The following is a 16,257-nucleotide window of genomic DNA, read 5'->3' as shown; positions in this document are numbered from 1 at the left end:
CTTATTCTCGTTGTCTTATTGGTTGAATTGACTTGCTTTGTTATGACTTAACAAGTATTGTATGATCTTATCTGTTACTGTTTCTTCAACGGCATCCTGCCCCACTCTTAACAACTCATCAGGTAATTGATTACATTCTACATTGGTCAATCTTTCTTCACGATCAATCGCTTTTAAGAAAGATATTTCAAGGTCTGTAGCAATATTGACTTTACTTACACCGCCATTTGGCAACTGAAAGGCCGTTTGTACCATTTCACTTGGTACTCCTGATCCACCGTGAAGAACGAGATGAACAGGAGTTAATTCACGAATGGCGATTAAACGTTCAAAATCAATTTTTGGTTCACGAACCATATATACACCATGTGCGGTTCCACATGATACAGCTAATGCGTCTACCCCAGTCTGCTTTACAAATTCATCTGCTTCAACCGGATCTGTGTATAATTCTTCATCACTATCTGTTTCAATAAAATCAGTTGTTCCTATCATTCCAAGTTCCGCTTCAACAGAAACTCCTTTGTCATGTGCATATTCCACAACCTCTTTCGTGATTCTTACATTTTCAGCAAATGGTTTTTCTGAAGCATCTATCATCACCGAAGTGAACCCAGCTGCAATGGCATCCTTAATTACTTGCAGCTCCTTCGTATGATCGAGGTGTAAGACAACCGGTACAGTAATCGCTAACTTTTCGACCTGTGCATAAAACTCATCTGCAAATTCAAACGGTGTAATCCCGTATCGTTCTAATTCTTTTTGTGAAATTTGAACAATCAGTGGTGAAGATGACTTTTGACCTGCATTTAAAACCGGTGCAATCATCGCCGTATAACGTGGTGAAAATGATCCCGTTGCATATTGAAGTTTTTCCGCCATTGCAAGTGCTTCAGTTAACGGGAGTACATTTTTTGGCCTTAATCGATTCATTCGTAATCATTCCTTCTATACATAAATTTGTATTATATTAATATTTTTGGAGTGTCCGTTTAACTGCATCCATTCCCAATTCCGGGCTCGTTACAAAATGACTTTGTTCTTCCTTATCGAAGGTAGAAACAACCCTAGCCATCGATGCTTGGGCTAGAACAACGAGGTCCACTTTCTTTGCTAAAGCTCTTAATGCAATGGACAGGTCCAAATCATGTCCATCTTTATCATTAGCAATTAATTTTTGATAGGCAGATGCCACAAGAATCGGTTCAAACTCAACCTGTTTGTTTTTCTCCAGTGCTTTTTGTTTAAGCAGCGCTAAGGTTGGCTCTAGTGTGGTTTCCAATGTAGCTGCGACCCCAATCTTTGCGGCTGAGTCAATAGCGAACTCTGCCATCGCCTCATCTATCCGGACGATAGGAGTTGATACTTTTGGTTGTATGGAAGAAACAAGTTCTCCAATAGAAGAGCATGCGTTTAAAATACAATCTGCACCAAGCTGTTCAGCAACCTTTGCATAACTTTCCCAGCGATGGGCGATTTCCTGAATATTCCCGCCATTTTTGCTTAACTGAGGCAGGATGGAGTCATCAACCAAATTAATAATTTCGCAATCTCCGATCATTTTTGCGGCTAACTCCTTTAATGGCTCAATCGTAACAGGAGTCGTGTGAATAATTGCAAGCTTCTTTTTCATACCTAGTTTCCTCCATAATAAAGTTAATTGGTGCTTCCTATTAATCTGCTAAATTAAATTAACCATCATGGATTGCCAAGATGGTTAATTGAGTTTTCAATTAGGCAGCTGTAATGAGTTGTTAAAAGGTAAGGCTTCCTGGGCGGCATATAGCACGAGTCCTACACACCAGGAATGAGATAATGTCAGCATCATTCCTTTTGGCTGGAAGCAATTCGTATTATAAAAACGCTCGGTAACCATTCCTTTATAAGCATTAAAATCCCCATCTTTTCTGGCAATAAACTGTAAGAAACAAGCGATATGATCTCGGGTCCGGTCTAGGTAGTAGGAATCATCTGTGTACTTCCATAGACGAAGCATCTCAGGAACACAAAATAAGCCATAATTATGTAAATGCTGGTTAGAAGGTGAAGCCTGGTCTGCACCACGAGAACGGAAATCGTATTGATGAAGGAATGTTTTTTCCGGAAAAGCAAGATTATAGGTCCACCGGAAAGTCATTAACCAATCTGCTGCATGCTTGGCGAGCTTTAACCATTTTTCGTTTTTGTCATTTTCATAGAGTATTACATAAGCAACTACAGCATTATAAGCATCCTCAGAGGTGGGTGTTAAATGAACATCCTCTGGAGCTCCGTAAATGTATTCATCTAACACGAAATGCTCGTAATAATGGCCAGCCTTTTCTGCCGCAGACCGATATTCTTCATTTCCAAAAAAGTTACTTCCTTCAAGGAGAGATGCAATCCATAAAATGCCGCCTGCTCCATCCCATTCTTCTACCTGACCTGTTTCAAAGTGGTAATAGGATCCGAAATTACCATCGGAACGTTGATGCTTAACGGCAAAGTCTAAATTTGAACGGACTGCTTTTTCCCAATCTGGATGACTAATCCCTGCTTCCTTTTCAAAGGATAGGGCACGAACCAAAAACAAAGATGCTTCAGAGATTGTTCTTGCTTGCAGCCAGGTATTCTTTGGATTCCAACCCGTTCCCCAGCCCTTTCCAAGGACCCATGAAGCCCAAAATGTTCCACTCGGGGCAAGCGCCGATGCGATATTATTCATGACATCAATGGCGGCATCAACATATTGTTTGAGACCTTTTTTTCTTCCATAAGTTAGCAATGCGTAAGAATATGGTGCGCCGCTGACCCAGCCAACATGCATATGGGGGCGGTCACCCATTCCTTTTACATTATTGTTAAACTCACGGTCAAAAGCTGCCGTTTCTGCTAGAATGCTATGCTCAGCCATATAGTGCCAACGATATAATCCATGCGCTGTTAATTCCGCCGCCTCCTCAAGACCCATCCAAGGATTTAAGGAATACTCTTGTTGATGCTGCCTATACATTTCACGGACAAATGGATCATATGAATGTAAATCTGGTGAGGACGTATAGATTTTTAATTGTAATTGAACAGCTTCGCCAGGTTTAAATGTGTATAATGATATATCTTTTGGCTCAGGAATCGGTTCACCAACAAATGTGACCGGTTCCTCCTTATATGGAAAGTTAACCCAAATCGAAGTGGTTGATTCATTTCCTCGGAAACCTAGGCTAGTTAGCCCGATTTGACTCATTTCTTCTACGCAAAGTGCTCCACACATTTCATCATTCCATGCGAAAATAGCTGGGAGGGCCGCACGATCTGAACGGAACGACCAATGATCCGAGACCATCTCATCATGATTGCCATCCCGGTAATCATATCTAGGGTATTTCCGAGTATTGTGCTCAAAGCGATTTTCTTTATAAAAAGCTCCGGGAATCATCCATGTCGGCTTTCCGCTCCCTGCTAATTCTGCGTTAAATTGAAATCCGTAATTTCCGGGTATTTCTTTATTATAGGAAACAGTCAGATTCACTTGGATAAAACTACATCCTGCATTAACATGCTTCCATTCCGATTCCACAGAGAAGTAATCTCCATTGCCCGAAATGTGGTAACCGCCATCTAATTCTACAATTTGATCAAATTGAATCTTTTCTACATTCGTTTCCTCATTATAAATAGTAAGAAGTGAGTCAAGTCTAAGAAAAGCATTTTCACTTTTTCGTTCCGAAGAATAGACCTGAATTCCGGGTTGTTTCTTCTCGACATTACTTAGGTTAATAAATGTACCCAATGCAATCACACCTTTAGTCTGTAAAGTTCAATCAAGTTATCTCTGAAAATTCGCCCGGCAAACTCTACTGCTTCTTTTTCTGTTAACATTTGATCTTGCACTTTTTCTACTAAGACATCACCAACGATTTTACGTGCAAGCTTTTGATGGGCATAAGTCCCTTCAATAAAATTGTAATCTCCACCAAATCCGAAAATCTTATTTTGGGGAACCATTTCAATCATTTGATGCAGAATTTGCTTGGCAATCGTTGGAGATATCGCATACACCCAAGTAAAATCTGCATAAACATTCGGGTAATTTTTTACAATACTCAAATATTCTTGGTGGTATGGGATACCGCAATGTAAAAGTACAAAATTAGCCTCAGGATATGCAGCCAAAAGTGGAACCAGATCCGTTACCTTCGAGTTTGTAATAATATTGCCGTTACCCGAAACACTAGTTTCATGGTGTCCTGTATGAATCTGAATTGGTAATTCATATTTAATCGAGCATTGGATAATGTGATGAATTAAGTAATCTTGTAAAACGACCGATTCTTTTTGCGACATTGGTTCATATATAATAGAAGAAAGTAGTGTATTAAAGCACTTTTCAGCTTCATAAAAGGTTATTTTTGTCGTTTTTAGCGTCCTCCAATAGGCATGGCCTAACTTAACAGCCACCATTCCTTCTTCAACAAATTTCTTTAACAAGGCATCAACAGCATTAAGATAATCCTGGAATGAATGGACATTCTCACCAGAATGTCTTTCAATGACCTGCACGTCCTTAACAGTTCTCAAATTAAAAGCATAGTCCAAAAACATGACGGGACGAAAAAGGGAAAAATCCACGTTCGTTGTAAAAGGTAAGGTAATCGCTAAATCAATTCCCGACTTTTCGTTTAAAACCTTCTGATACCATGTAACATCATTTGTTGCTGCTAAAACCTTTTCATTTAAAGCTAATATTCCATTAACAGACCAGTCATCCATTCCAAATAAATCATGTACCGCTGTGTTTAATAACCGTGCATAGGTTGTATTTTTCGTTTTTTGATAATAAAGGAGAAATTGCTCCGCTTTTTCTTCCACATTTAATTTTGAATTTCCGCTTAGTATTCCACGTTGCATTCCTGCAGTGATTAAGTCTGATTCTAAATAATGAAGTAGACCAAAGAAATCTACTTTATTCTTTTTTCGTATTTCCATCGGATCAATGTGTTCATGTCCATCGATGATTCGAATTTTATTTATTTCCTCATGTATACTACTCACAGGTGCTGATCCCTCCAAAGATAAAGGATGACTCAAAAGAATACGCCCCCTCCCGGAACCGCTCCATTTCGCTTTTTCAACACGGGGAGCGGCAGGGGCTGCCGTTTCATTTTTAAGTCATCCTCTTCTAAACAACAAACTATTAATCTACCTTAAGTTCTGGGAATGTGTTCTTAACTTCTTTCTTGAATTTCTTAATGACACTATTAATATCTTCATTATTTTTTATTCCCTGACCAGCTACTTTTCTCCATTTGCTTAACATTTCTTCGCCATATTTATCTGACTTATAGTCTGGAATATCTTTTACCGTATCGTAATATGGCTTTAAAACATTTTGATCACCAAACATTGGAGATTTATAAGTTTCTAAGTTGTCTTCATATACTGTTAAAAGTCCAGGCATATTTCCTGTAAGTTCTAGATTATGCTGCTGCCATTCTTTGCTCGCAATAAACTCGATAAATTTATAAGCTAAGTCTTTATTAGGCGACTTTTCATAAATGGAACGGTATGTGCCACCCATGTAAAATCCTTTTGGAGTTCTTGCCACACCAAACTTATCTTTTGCCTTATCATTTTTGTTATCTACCATGAAGCTTGCCCAAGCAGGCATTGCTGTTAAAACAACACTACCGTCATTTATGGCATTTCCCCATCCAGCCGAGAAAAATTCTAATTTCGCGTCCACATCATTATTAAAAATTTCCTGTTGTATTTCATAATTTTTCTTCCAAGCGGGATCAATTGTTAATTTTCCATCTTTAACCCATGGTTTCGTATTATAAGCTTCGATGTTATAGACATCGCCAAAATGGGAAATTAAGTGAACTTTTCCGTTGCTGTCTTTATTAACTTTCTTACCTAACTCAATAATTTTGTCATACGAATCGACCATTTGACTGATTTTTTCCGGATCATCTGTTCCTAAGTATTTCTTTGCATTTTCTTTGATGTACCAGAAAGCACCTGGTGATGAGTGATCAGAAATAGCTTTTACATCACCCTTAGAATCTCTGCCTAACGCCTGTACATATGGAACATAATCTTTCACAAGGCCTTCTGCACCCATATCTGAAAGGTTTGTTGCAAACTTAGAATTGATAAACTTGTCAATATACCCTCTTTCTAAGTCAAAGATATCTGGGACATCTCTGCCTGATTGAAGTACGTTTAAAAGTTTCGTTTGGTATTGATCCCCAGGGAAGACTTTCACTTCAACATCAGCATCCGGGTATTTCTTTTCAAACTCTTTTGCCATGTCTTCGACTTGACCGAAGAATGTCCAAATTGTTAATTTACCTTCAACTTTATTGTCATTACCTTTTTTAGAACTACTTGATGCAGTCTCATCATTTTTCGAACAGCCTGCAAATAATGATAGAACAAGGACAGAAGCAAATAAGATAGAAAGCCACTTTTTCATATAGATTTAAAGCTCCTTTTTTTGATATAATGAAGGTCTATTGTTTTTCTTATCGTTCTCTTTGGGTGACTAAGACCGTCAATTCTTTTACACCTAAGAGTGATAAGTGAAGTCTTTCTTCAGTGGGGGAGTTACTCCTTCACTGAAGGATGTATTTGAAATGAGGTTTTTTCTTGACAACACCTCCAACAAGGGTAAAATAATTATCCTTTTAATGCCCCCGCAGTAACACCGCTTATAATTTTCTTAGACACGATCGAGAAAAAGATTAAGATTGGTATAACAGAAATGACAATCCCCACATACATGGCTCCAAAGTCAGTTGAGAACTGGGACTTAACACTGGCAATCATTACAGGTAATGTTTGCAGCTCATTATCAAAAAGAATAATCATTGGTGTTAAGAAATCATTCCACTTTCCAATAAAAGAAAAGATTCCTAGTGTTGCTACAGCCGGCATGAGCAATGGCAGCACTAAACGATGGAATATTTTTATTTCACCACACCCATCAATCCTACCTGATTCGAGAATTTCTGTCGGAATACTAGAATCACACATTTGTTTCATAAAGAAGATTCCAAATGCGTTTGAAATGGATGGAAGGATAAGCGGCCAATACGTATTTAACATATGGAATGAGTCCATAAGCTTAAAAAAGCCGATAATTCCTAATTGCCCTGGAATCATCATTGTTCCTAGTACAGCAAGGAAAAGAATGTTTTTCCCTTTATAATCAAATTTTGAAAAGCCATAACCAGCTAGTGCCGAGAAGTATAAATTTAATGCTGTTGAAGTAATCGTTATGAATAGCGTATTAGCAAAGCCCCTCCAAATTGGAACTGTATCCATCAAACGATGATAGTTTTCGATAAACTCAGAACCTGGAAGAAGGAGCAGTTTCCGTGCAATATCTGAATTCGCATGCGTCGAAGTGACCATCATACTATAGAAGGGTAACAGACACGTGATTGCGACTAGAAGCAAGAAGAAATATACAGCGAATTTACCTAAGGATTTACTAATACTTATCTCTTTTTTCGTTTTAACTTTTTGAACGGAAATATTATTATCCACAATACCATTAGTAGCTTTCATAAAGGATCTCCTTTCATTTCCTCGCCAAAGGGCTCCAGTCCATACGCCGCGCAAAGGAAGCGCGCTTTTCTTATTTTATTGTTCAACTTTATTCATTTTTGAAAACTTAATAGAAATTAACGAGAAAATTAAGATTATAATGAAAATTGCATAAGCAATTGCTGCCCCATAACTATAATCAAAGTTTTTGAATGCTGTTTGATATAAATACATAACCATTGTCAGCGTTGAGTTATCAGGACCATTCCCTAGCATTAATGGTGCGTCAAATAATTGCAAGCCACCGATAATTGAAGTTATAAAGGTAAATAACAAGACCGGTTTTAATAATGGTAAGGTGATCTTAGTAGCGATTGTAAATTTCGATGCTCCATCTACTTCAGCGGCTTCATATAACTCCTCTGGTATCGATTGAAGTCCGGCAATAAAAACTAACATGTTGAAACCAAAGTATTGCCACATAATTACTGCTGCTACAATAATTCTCGATAGCAAGGGACTATTAAACCAGTTTACCGGGTCATCAATTAGCCCAATGTTCATTAAAAGTTTATTAACACTTCCTGTTTGCCAATCGAACATTAAACTAAACAATACTCCAAGTGTTACAGGTGTTATGATATTTGGAAAATAGTAAACCGCTCGAAAGAAATGCTTTCCTTTAATAAATTTTTCATTTAGGATCATTGCTAATGCCAAAGCAAGAATCAATTGTGGAATAATCGATAAAACCCAGATAATTAGTGTATTGCCAATTGCCTTATAAAAAAAAGTATCATGGATTAATCGTGAATAATTTGCCAAACCGACGAACACAGGATCAGAGAAACCATCCCACTTCGTAAAACTTAAATAAAGGGAGTAAATGATTGGAGCTAAGCCAAAAACAAAAAATGAAACGAAAAACGGAACTACAAAATAAAAACCATATTTGGATTTGTTTATAGAAGATTTCTTCATTTTTTCACAGCCTTTTAAACTTTTTTGTTCCAGCATTGAACCGATAAGATTAATAAGTGAGTATGTTCATACCCTATGTACAAAATCTATCAATCTAGTTTGTGCTAAATTGATGGATTTCCTTATGGGTAACTTTTATTTCATTACCGGTTCAGTTATTTTTCTACAAGAATCACGGATAATCAGTTCTGGCTTTAACAGATGGCGTTCTGATGTATATTCCTCAGCGTTTTCCATCCTCTTAAATAATTCAGATGCTGCTTTTTTACCCATTTCAAAAAATGGCTGTTTTACGGTTGTTAAAGGCGGGTAGGTCCAGCTTGCTAACGTGATATCGTCAAAACCCGTAATCGATATGTCAGTCGGAACGTTATAGCCTCGTTCCTGGACTGCTCTTAATGCTCCAATAGCTGTTTCATCATTAGAAGCTAAAACAGCAGTGAAATCTCCAATCGTTAATAAATGATTCATGGCCTTATATCCATCCTCATTTGACCAATTGGTTGGAACCACCCACTCCGGATTAACAGTTAATCCCAATTGCTCCATCGTTTCGAGGTATCCGGCTAAACGGCACTCTGTTGCAGCTGCATCTGAAGGCCCGGAAATATACGCAATTTTTTGGTGACCAATTCGGTTGAGATAACGAACAAGCTCTGATATCCCTAAATAATTATCAACATCCACTGAAACTAAATCCGAAACTCCAGCAGAATCACCAAAAACGACAACAGGAATTCCCGCATTTGCTATTTCCAAAAGATCTTTTTTATCTCTTTTGACGAAACTAATTAATATGATTCCATCCACATGACCTTCAAAAACTAAGTTTTGAAAATAAGACTCCTTATATCTTTTGGAAGTCATACTGTAGAACACACAATTAAAGCCCTTTTCCTTAGCAATTTCTTCAATCCCTTTAAAAATGGACGAGTAAAACATATTGGAAATACTGTCAACCACAATTCCAATGGTCTGGGTCTTACTGACAACCAATCTTCTGGCATTTTCATTGCGGTGGTAATTTAATTCCTTTATGGCCTTTTTTAATGCTTCTTCCGTTTCTTTCTTTACTGGTAGTCCATTTAAATAACGAGAAACGGTACTTTTTGATGTATTTGCTAGTTTAGCAACATCTATAATCGTTGGATTCACTATATTCTCCTCCTCTCTTCTAAGAGATATCTCTTTTATGTAGGAACGTTCCCATAAAAACCAAAACGTGTAGTAAAAAATCCCTTAATACTCTAAGCCCATATCTTAACTGCAGTTACCATTTATTGAAAAGTAGAGGCGGAACCGCCTCTCTCCCAATAATCACCATTGCACAATGAAAAACAACATATCTTACTTAATTTTACAAGCGAAGTTAACTGATTATTACTAATACTAGGAAAATCGAAACCGTTTACATCCTGTGCAAAAAATTTTTAAATAGTGTTTATAAAAACTATAAACTATTGAACTAGAACCCTCAAAATAGGAACGTTCCCATTTTTGATGAGAAATTTGCTTCCTAGCTAGATTTTAATGCCTATTCCTATCATTGTCAAACAATTCTTTTTTTTGTGATAGATGCAAGGAACAACGAAGGCAATTCTACTTACTCACCCCTTTTTCGTTACCTAGGTTTTAGTAATCGTCACGTACACATACCACATCCAAATATAACTAATAATACTCCCGCTAAAGATCAGAAAAAGGGAAGGTACCTTTAATAGCAAGAAATATATGGCGCAAGTAATGATAAAAATACCTGCTGTCCTTAATGGTGAAGAAACACTATATAAAAAGCTATATTTTATATAGTCAAAAAAACGATATTGAAAATGAACAAAAATCGGAAAAAAATAAATAGCAGTAGTAATAAAGAAATAGGTTATCAAGATTGTCACCATTTTCAATATAGAGCTGCCAATCGAATCACCTATGGTAAAGAAATGGAAGTCTACATATAATAACCATCCTATCGCAACAAAAATTAAACCGAGCCCATTTACCCTTATAAATTCGGTTTTATATGTTTGCCAAAATGTTTTAAAAACGGGTGCATCCTCTTCTCCCATTACCCATTTTCTAACCACGGAAAACATGGCTGCCGTTGAGGGAAAGATACCAAATATCCCCAACCCCGTAATTGTGAAGACAATCCATAACAATTGGAGGTAGGCAAATTGCGCAACGAGTTCTGTTATCCGATATATAAACCCTTTTATTCCCTTAGTATTCATTCATAATCATCCTTTTAAAATGTAGGAAAGTTTAATAGGTTACCCATTGGTGATCACTATTAAAAATATTTACCTTTTGATTTTTAACAGCATTCTCCGCGAACAGATACATGGCTGCTGACCATGATTGGCCTGCATACCCCATAGGTCTTCCTGATTGGCCATGGAACCATTCGTTAAATTCCCACTCATTTTTCTTACCTGCTTTATTCATATTTGCCAATTTCTCTAATTGATAGTTGGCTTCATCAAACCTTTTGGCTTGAATTAATGCGGTAACATAGAATCCCCCGATAAATGGCCATGCGCCTCCATTATGATAATGGTGCGGCAAATTAAGATTTCGCACGCGATAATAGTCACGCCAATCCTTTTCACCTTCGCGAATGGCAGGATACAAGGCTTGAACCGGATAAGGCTCATTGATGCCGCAGCCATGGATATAATCCAAGATTTTATTTGCTTGTTCTCTATCAGCAATTCCAAAGACTATTGCCAGTAAATTAGCGAGTGTATCAAATCGGTCTGCATAATCACGGAACCCCATATACGGTAAATAAAATGGTCGTTCCACCAATTCCGTTTCAACACGCTTGATAGGATAAATCCATTCTTTGCGCTCTTTTTTAACCCAGTCCATCTTTTCCTGATTATCCGGAGTAATCCACAGTAGAATATTAATTTTTTTCTTAACATCCGCAGCATTTTCAAAGTAATTGCTAGAAGGAATGTTTAACTCATCTGCCATATGCCCCATACACTTCCATGCCGCTGCATATAAAACATTATCGAAAAGAACATTATAGCGGTTTGCAAACAAGTCTGCCCAGTCCATTGCCTCATGAACCTCCAATAAGCCACACTCATTTGAATCTTGATATCGCAGCCAAAGCAGTGCTTTTTCTATATTCCCCCACCATTTTCGTAAAAAATCTTTATCATTTGTTTGCTGATAATACGCATAATGACCAATGATATACCAATTGTTCCCATCAACACAACCAGCATGGATGGAATCTTCCACAGCTTGTCCCATTTCACCATCATCTTCAAGTTTTCCACCATGTGCGATTAACGCGGGATCCAATACGTTGGGAAAACCAACATTATGGGGAATCTTCCCCAGTTCACTTTGAAACTGTCCTAATGTTTCCAATGATCTGCGATGAATCGTTGGCCCATCTTCACTGCTACAAGCTAAAAGACCAAGTCCACAGATCATACTATCTCTTGCCCAGACTTGTTGGTAGGCTGTACTCGATCCGAGAAGACCAAGCTCTCCTCCGTTTTGCAATAAAATTTTTTCGGCCTTTTCTCTGCCCATTTCAACTATTTTAGCGTCCATTAAACCGTTTCCCCCAGTCAATTTATTATGGATGGCTAAATCCATGTTCTCATTACTAAATGCTTTTTTCAAATATTACTTACATACCTCACAATCATGTAACTGGTGAAATATCTCTTTTAAAGAATCATAAGCTGTTGCAAATACGTGAAATAATTTTTCGTAATCTTCATGCAAGGTTTGATTGGGGTGATAAACCTTCTCGTATTGATGCAAGCCCCAACCTTCTGAAACCTCCTCCAGATTGTTAAAATCACCATTTCCTACCGCTGCCAACATAGCCGCACCATAAGCGCCGCCACCCCTATTTCTATTTCTAACTACTGGAACATTAAATATATTGGCTGCCGTCGTCACCCACAAGTCATGTTGTGCCGCCCCCCCTGTTAACAGGATGTGCTCACATTTATATCCAATTGTATTTTCAACTATTTTAAATGATTGATATAAAGAATAGAGAACGCCTTCAACCACAGCCCTGGCCATTTCGGCCTTTGTATGCTCATTCGTAAAGCCAATAAATGTACCCTTAGCTTTTTCATCCATGTATGGTGAGCGCTCGCCAAAGAGATACGGCAGAAAAAGTAATTTTTTAGCTCCCGGATTAGCCGTACTTGCTAGATCTAACAAGTCTTTTATTTCAATATCCTTAGTAAAGATGGATTCTGCTAACCATTTAAATGACATTCCAGCAGACAAGGTCGCGCCCATTAATACCCATTTCCCTGGAGCAGCGTGAGCAAAGGAATGGAGCGTTCCGTTACTTACAATACCTGGTTCGTTAGTACTCACAAAAAGCTGACCACTCGTGCCGATGGTGCATAACCAATCTTTTGAGTTTATAATCCCATTTCCTAAAGCCTGTGCTTGGGCATCGCCACACCCACAAATCACAGGTGTCCCTTCAGTAAGCCCAAATACTCCTGCCCCTTTTCTAGTGATAGAACCTATAAGTGCTGTTGATGATTTAATTTTTGGAAGCTTGGTTTCATCAATTTGAAAAGTTCTAATGATTTTTTGGGACCATTGCAATGTTGGTAAATCCATAAGAAGTGTTGCCGATGCATCAGAATAATCAGTTTCAAACGTATCTGTCAGCTTCATACGAAGAAAATCCTTCGGGAGTAAAAACTTATATGTCTTTTCATATAAGTCAGGAAATTGTTTCTGAAACCACATAATTTTCCCGAGTGTGAAACTAATATTCGGACGGTTTCCAGTTACAGCAACCCATTCGTCGTTAGTAAGTTCACTTTTTAGTGTTGCTAACTCCTCTTCATTTCTTCTGTCAGACCAAATAATCGCATGATGCAGTGCATTCCCATCTTTATCAACAGGAACAATTCCATGCATTTGCCCTGTTACAGAGATTGCACTTATTTCTTTCAGAATTTGTGAATTCATTCTACCCAAATCCGCTAATGCCTTTCTCAGTGCATTTAGCCATTTGGCCGTATTTTGTTCAATCCACCCATCCTGAGGTGTGTGAACATCATAAGACATTGTTGCACTATTTAAGATCACACCCCATTGGTTTACCACCACAACTTTAAGTGATGAGGTTCCTAAGTCAATTCCCAAGTAATGTTTCATACTGTAACCATGGCTTGATCGAGATTTTCAATTAAATTGGTTTCATAAATTGGCTCTTCGGGATTCTTCGGAATGCATAAGGTTTTGATTTCCAATGGTCCAAAGTGCAGTTCCATGGTTCGGCCCCAATTTTTTAAGTCGACTTTTGCAACCGTTTCTGTGTTATTCATTTCAAATAGACGAATAACGAGGTCATCATGATTCTCCGCTTTCTTTAGGGCAGAAAGAATAATGTTTGGCTGATTTATGAAAATAAAAGAATCTTCTTGTGGCAATGAACCCTTATGGTATGTTTCAACAATCACTTGCGGTTTTTGATTTAATTCTAGGGCATGCTTGACAGTTTCAGCTTCTTCCCAACTGTTTTCATGCGGTAACAATTGATACGTAAAAGTCTGAATTCCTTGATCGATAATCGGATAATCCTCATCCTCGTCAGGGATAAATGGAGTATGGTGCGCATAGATTGGGCTTCTTAAAACCGTTAAGTTGATCGTATTACCTTTTACATCGACCCCATATTTTCCATCATTTAGAATACTTAAGCCGTAAATATCTTCCCTTTGTTTACTAATTGTCCCCGTAACATCAATCCAGTTTTGCATTGGTTTTTCGTTCCCATCCGACTCACGAGAAGTATGCCCAAATGGAATCTCATAGGTGGTATTCCTTTGATTAAAGCTCACAGGAAACTTTAATTTTAATGTTTGATAGCTTTCTTGCCAGTTTACTTTCACATTGACTTCAATCTTATTAGATTGCTTATACATAATAAAATCTTGAACAATTGTAGATGCTTGAAACTTAGAAGTTACCCGAATAACGCCTCTTACAGGTCCTTCTTCTAGCTTCTTAATTCGAACTGGCTTAAATACGCCTGCAATCTCATCAAAGCGTAACGTCCCATGTCCCCAAGTATCGAATGAATCATTCATGACAACAGGAATAGCTGCGTCGGCTTTGAACACTTCAATTTGCTTCACTTTATCAAATAAGCTGCTAATACCACCTGAATCTTTATCAATCACAAGTCTGAAGTAATCGTTTTCAATTTCATAATCAGTAACTTTTATCGTTTCAAATTCTTTTGCAGACTTGACTGCACGAAGTTTATACGTGCTATATCCTAATGGCGGCAACTCTGCTAAAAATACAACTCTTTTTCGATTTGGAACTTTTGCTATAGGGTCTACGATTTGGTAAGGTATTTCATTCCCCTTTACATCTTCGATGATGAACTCTTCTGGGAGTAAATAATTTACAAACAACCCATCCTCAATTTCAACATTTACTTTTACCGGCCATGAATGTGGATTAAATATAACGATTGGCTTCATGGATTTTTCTTCTTCAATATCAATATTCCAACTTAAGGATTGTAAGGCGTAATTCATATTTCTTGAAGCGATACTGATTGACTCTCCATATAAATCTCTTGCATCCTTATACGCTGATTCAATGCTCGTTCCAGCTAAAATATCATGAAACTGATTAAATAAAATTCCCTTCCAGGCTTGATTCATGTCTTCTGGGTATACTTGTCCGGTTGTCCAGTTCGCAATGGAAGAAAACTTTTCAGCCATTAATGTGAGATTTTCTGAATATCTATTTAGCTTCTTCACTTCCGAATGAACAGAATAACAACCAACTGCATGGTGAAGCAGGTCATCATGGACAACAGGCAACATATCCTTAAGACTGTCCACATGTTCGAAAAATTCATTCGGTGTACTGAAGATAAGATTTGTATCTTCTACTGACCCATTTAACTTTTCAATAATTTCAATATTTTCCTTGGTCGGTCCACCACCGTGATTACCAACACCGTAAAAGCACATTAAGTTATTAAAGGAATGTTTCAGTTCTGTTTTGCAATGCATAATATGGTTTTCAAGGTGGTCAAAGGTACAATACTCAAACGGAATACGAAAGGCTTTCACACGAGAACCATCCTTAGATTCCCACAAAAACAATCGGCCCGGAAGCCCCTTTTCTTCTGGACCTGGTCTCATAAATACATAGGAATCCATCCCGGATTTCTTTAATATTTGCGGAAGCATTCCATTATGCCCAAAGCTGTCAACATTGTAGCCAACCTTTGCTGTCACACCGAACTTTTCTTTAAAATAATTTTGACCATTCAATCCTTGCCGGACAAATGATTCACCACTCGGAATATTGCAATCTGGTTGAATCCACCATCCGCCACAGATTACCCATCTGCCTTCTAGAATTCTTTCCTTGATTTCTTCAAACATAGTAGGTTCATTTTTTTCAATCCAGTCATAATAAGCAGCAGAACTGGACGTAAAAATAAAATTCTCATATTCTTTCAAACGATCGAGTGCTGAACGAAATGTCGCCTTTACTGCTTGAAATCCTTCCTGCCAACGCCAAAGCCAAACGGGATCTAGGTGCGCATTTCCAATCATAAACATATTTTTTTTCATTTAACATTTCCTCCTGATGATTCATATTCCTAGGACCATTTCTACTGTTTTAGCTTATCTGCTTCTAGTATTCGTAAGGTGCCTCTTACATACTTTACTATTGGATTCATTATAGCAGGTCATC

General features: G+C 37.8%; 12 protein-coding genes. All 12 read right to left on the bottom strand.

Annotated features, from left to right (window positions below; all coding sequences use genetic code 11):
- Window positions 1–15: 15 nt before the first annotated feature.
- Complete coding sequence (locus ACJ004_RS11020) at window positions 16–933, bottom strand: class II fructose-bisphosphate aldolase (protein ID WP_410892988.1); 918 nt, start codon at window positions 931–933, stop codon at window positions 16–18.
- Window positions 934–970: 37 nt separating this feature from the next.
- The gene (locus ACJ004_RS11015) at window positions 971–1,633 is read right to left on the bottom strand and encodes an aspartate/glutamate racemase family protein (protein ID WP_410892987.1); all 663 of its coding nucleotides are present in this window, start codon (window positions 1,631–1,633) and stop codon (window positions 971–973) included.
- A 96-nt stretch (window positions 1,634–1,729) separates the two neighbouring features.
- Window positions 1,730–3,769: a YyaL domain-containing protein gene (locus ACJ004_RS11010; RefSeq protein WP_410892986.1), complete on the bottom strand. Its 2,040-nt coding sequence runs from the start codon at window positions 3,767–3,769 to the stop codon at window positions 1,730–1,732.
- A 5-nt stretch (window positions 3,770–3,774) separates the two neighbouring features.
- On the bottom strand, window positions 3,775–5,067 hold the full coding sequence (locus tag ACJ004_RS11005; protein ID WP_410892985.1) for an amidohydrolase family protein: 1,293 nt from the start codon (window positions 5,065–5,067) through the stop codon (window positions 3,775–3,777).
- 106 nt (window positions 5,068–5,173) lie between these two features.
- Window positions 5,174–6,457 carry an extracellular solute-binding protein gene (locus tag ACJ004_RS11000; RefSeq protein WP_410892984.1) on the bottom strand — a complete coding sequence of 428 codons (1,284 nt, stop codon included), beginning with the start codon at window positions 6,455–6,457 and terminating at the stop codon, window positions 5,174–5,176.
- A gap of 203 nt (window positions 6,458–6,660) precedes the next feature.
- Window positions 6,661–7,554, bottom strand: coding sequence for a carbohydrate ABC transporter permease (locus ACJ004_RS10995; protein ID WP_410892983.1), 894 nt, complete (start codon window positions 7,552–7,554; stop codon window positions 6,661–6,663).
- Between the two features lie 75 nt (window positions 7,555–7,629).
- Entirely contained in the window at window positions 7,630–8,514 is an 885-nt protein-coding gene (locus ACJ004_RS10990) for a carbohydrate ABC transporter permease (RefSeq protein ID WP_410892982.1), read from the bottom strand.
- 135 nt (window positions 8,515–8,649) lie between these two features.
- Entirely contained in the window at window positions 8,650–9,669 is a 1,020-nt protein-coding gene (locus tag ACJ004_RS10985; RefSeq protein WP_410892981.1) for a LacI family DNA-binding transcriptional regulator, read from the bottom strand.
- A 470-nt stretch (window positions 9,670–10,139) separates the two neighbouring features.
- Complete coding sequence (locus ACJ004_RS10980) at window positions 10,140–10,745, bottom strand: YesL family protein (protein WP_410892980.1); 606 nt, start codon at window positions 10,743–10,745, stop codon at window positions 10,140–10,142.
- Window positions 10,746–10,776: 31 nt separating this feature from the next.
- Window positions 10,777–12,135 (bottom strand): amylo-alpha-1,6-glucosidase, encoded by a 1,359-nt coding sequence (locus ACJ004_RS10975; RefSeq protein WP_410892979.1) that lies wholly within the window; start codon window positions 12,133–12,135, stop codon window positions 10,777–10,779.
- Between the two features lie 30 nt (window positions 12,136–12,165).
- Window positions 12,166–13,683: a xylulokinase gene (xylB, locus tag ACJ004_RS10970; RefSeq protein WP_410892978.1), complete on the bottom strand. Its 1,518-nt coding sequence runs from the start codon at window positions 13,681–13,683 to the stop codon at window positions 12,166–12,168.
- Window positions 13,680–16,133 carry an alpha-mannosidase gene (locus ACJ004_RS10965; protein WP_410892976.1) on the bottom strand — a complete coding sequence of 818 codons (2,454 nt, stop codon included), beginning with the start codon at window positions 16,131–16,133 and terminating at the stop codon, window positions 13,680–13,682. The genes xylB and ACJ004_RS10965 overlap by 4 nt, the downstream gene beginning before the upstream one ends.
- Between the last annotated feature and the right edge of the window lie 124 nt (window positions 16,134–16,257).

This window comes from Neobacillus sp. 204, assembly GCF_046562815.1.
In the GTDB taxonomy this organism is placed as follows: Bacteria; Bacillota; Bacilli; order Bacillales; family Cytobacillaceae; genus Neobacillus.
This window is presented reverse-complemented; position numbering and strand designations above follow the sequence as displayed.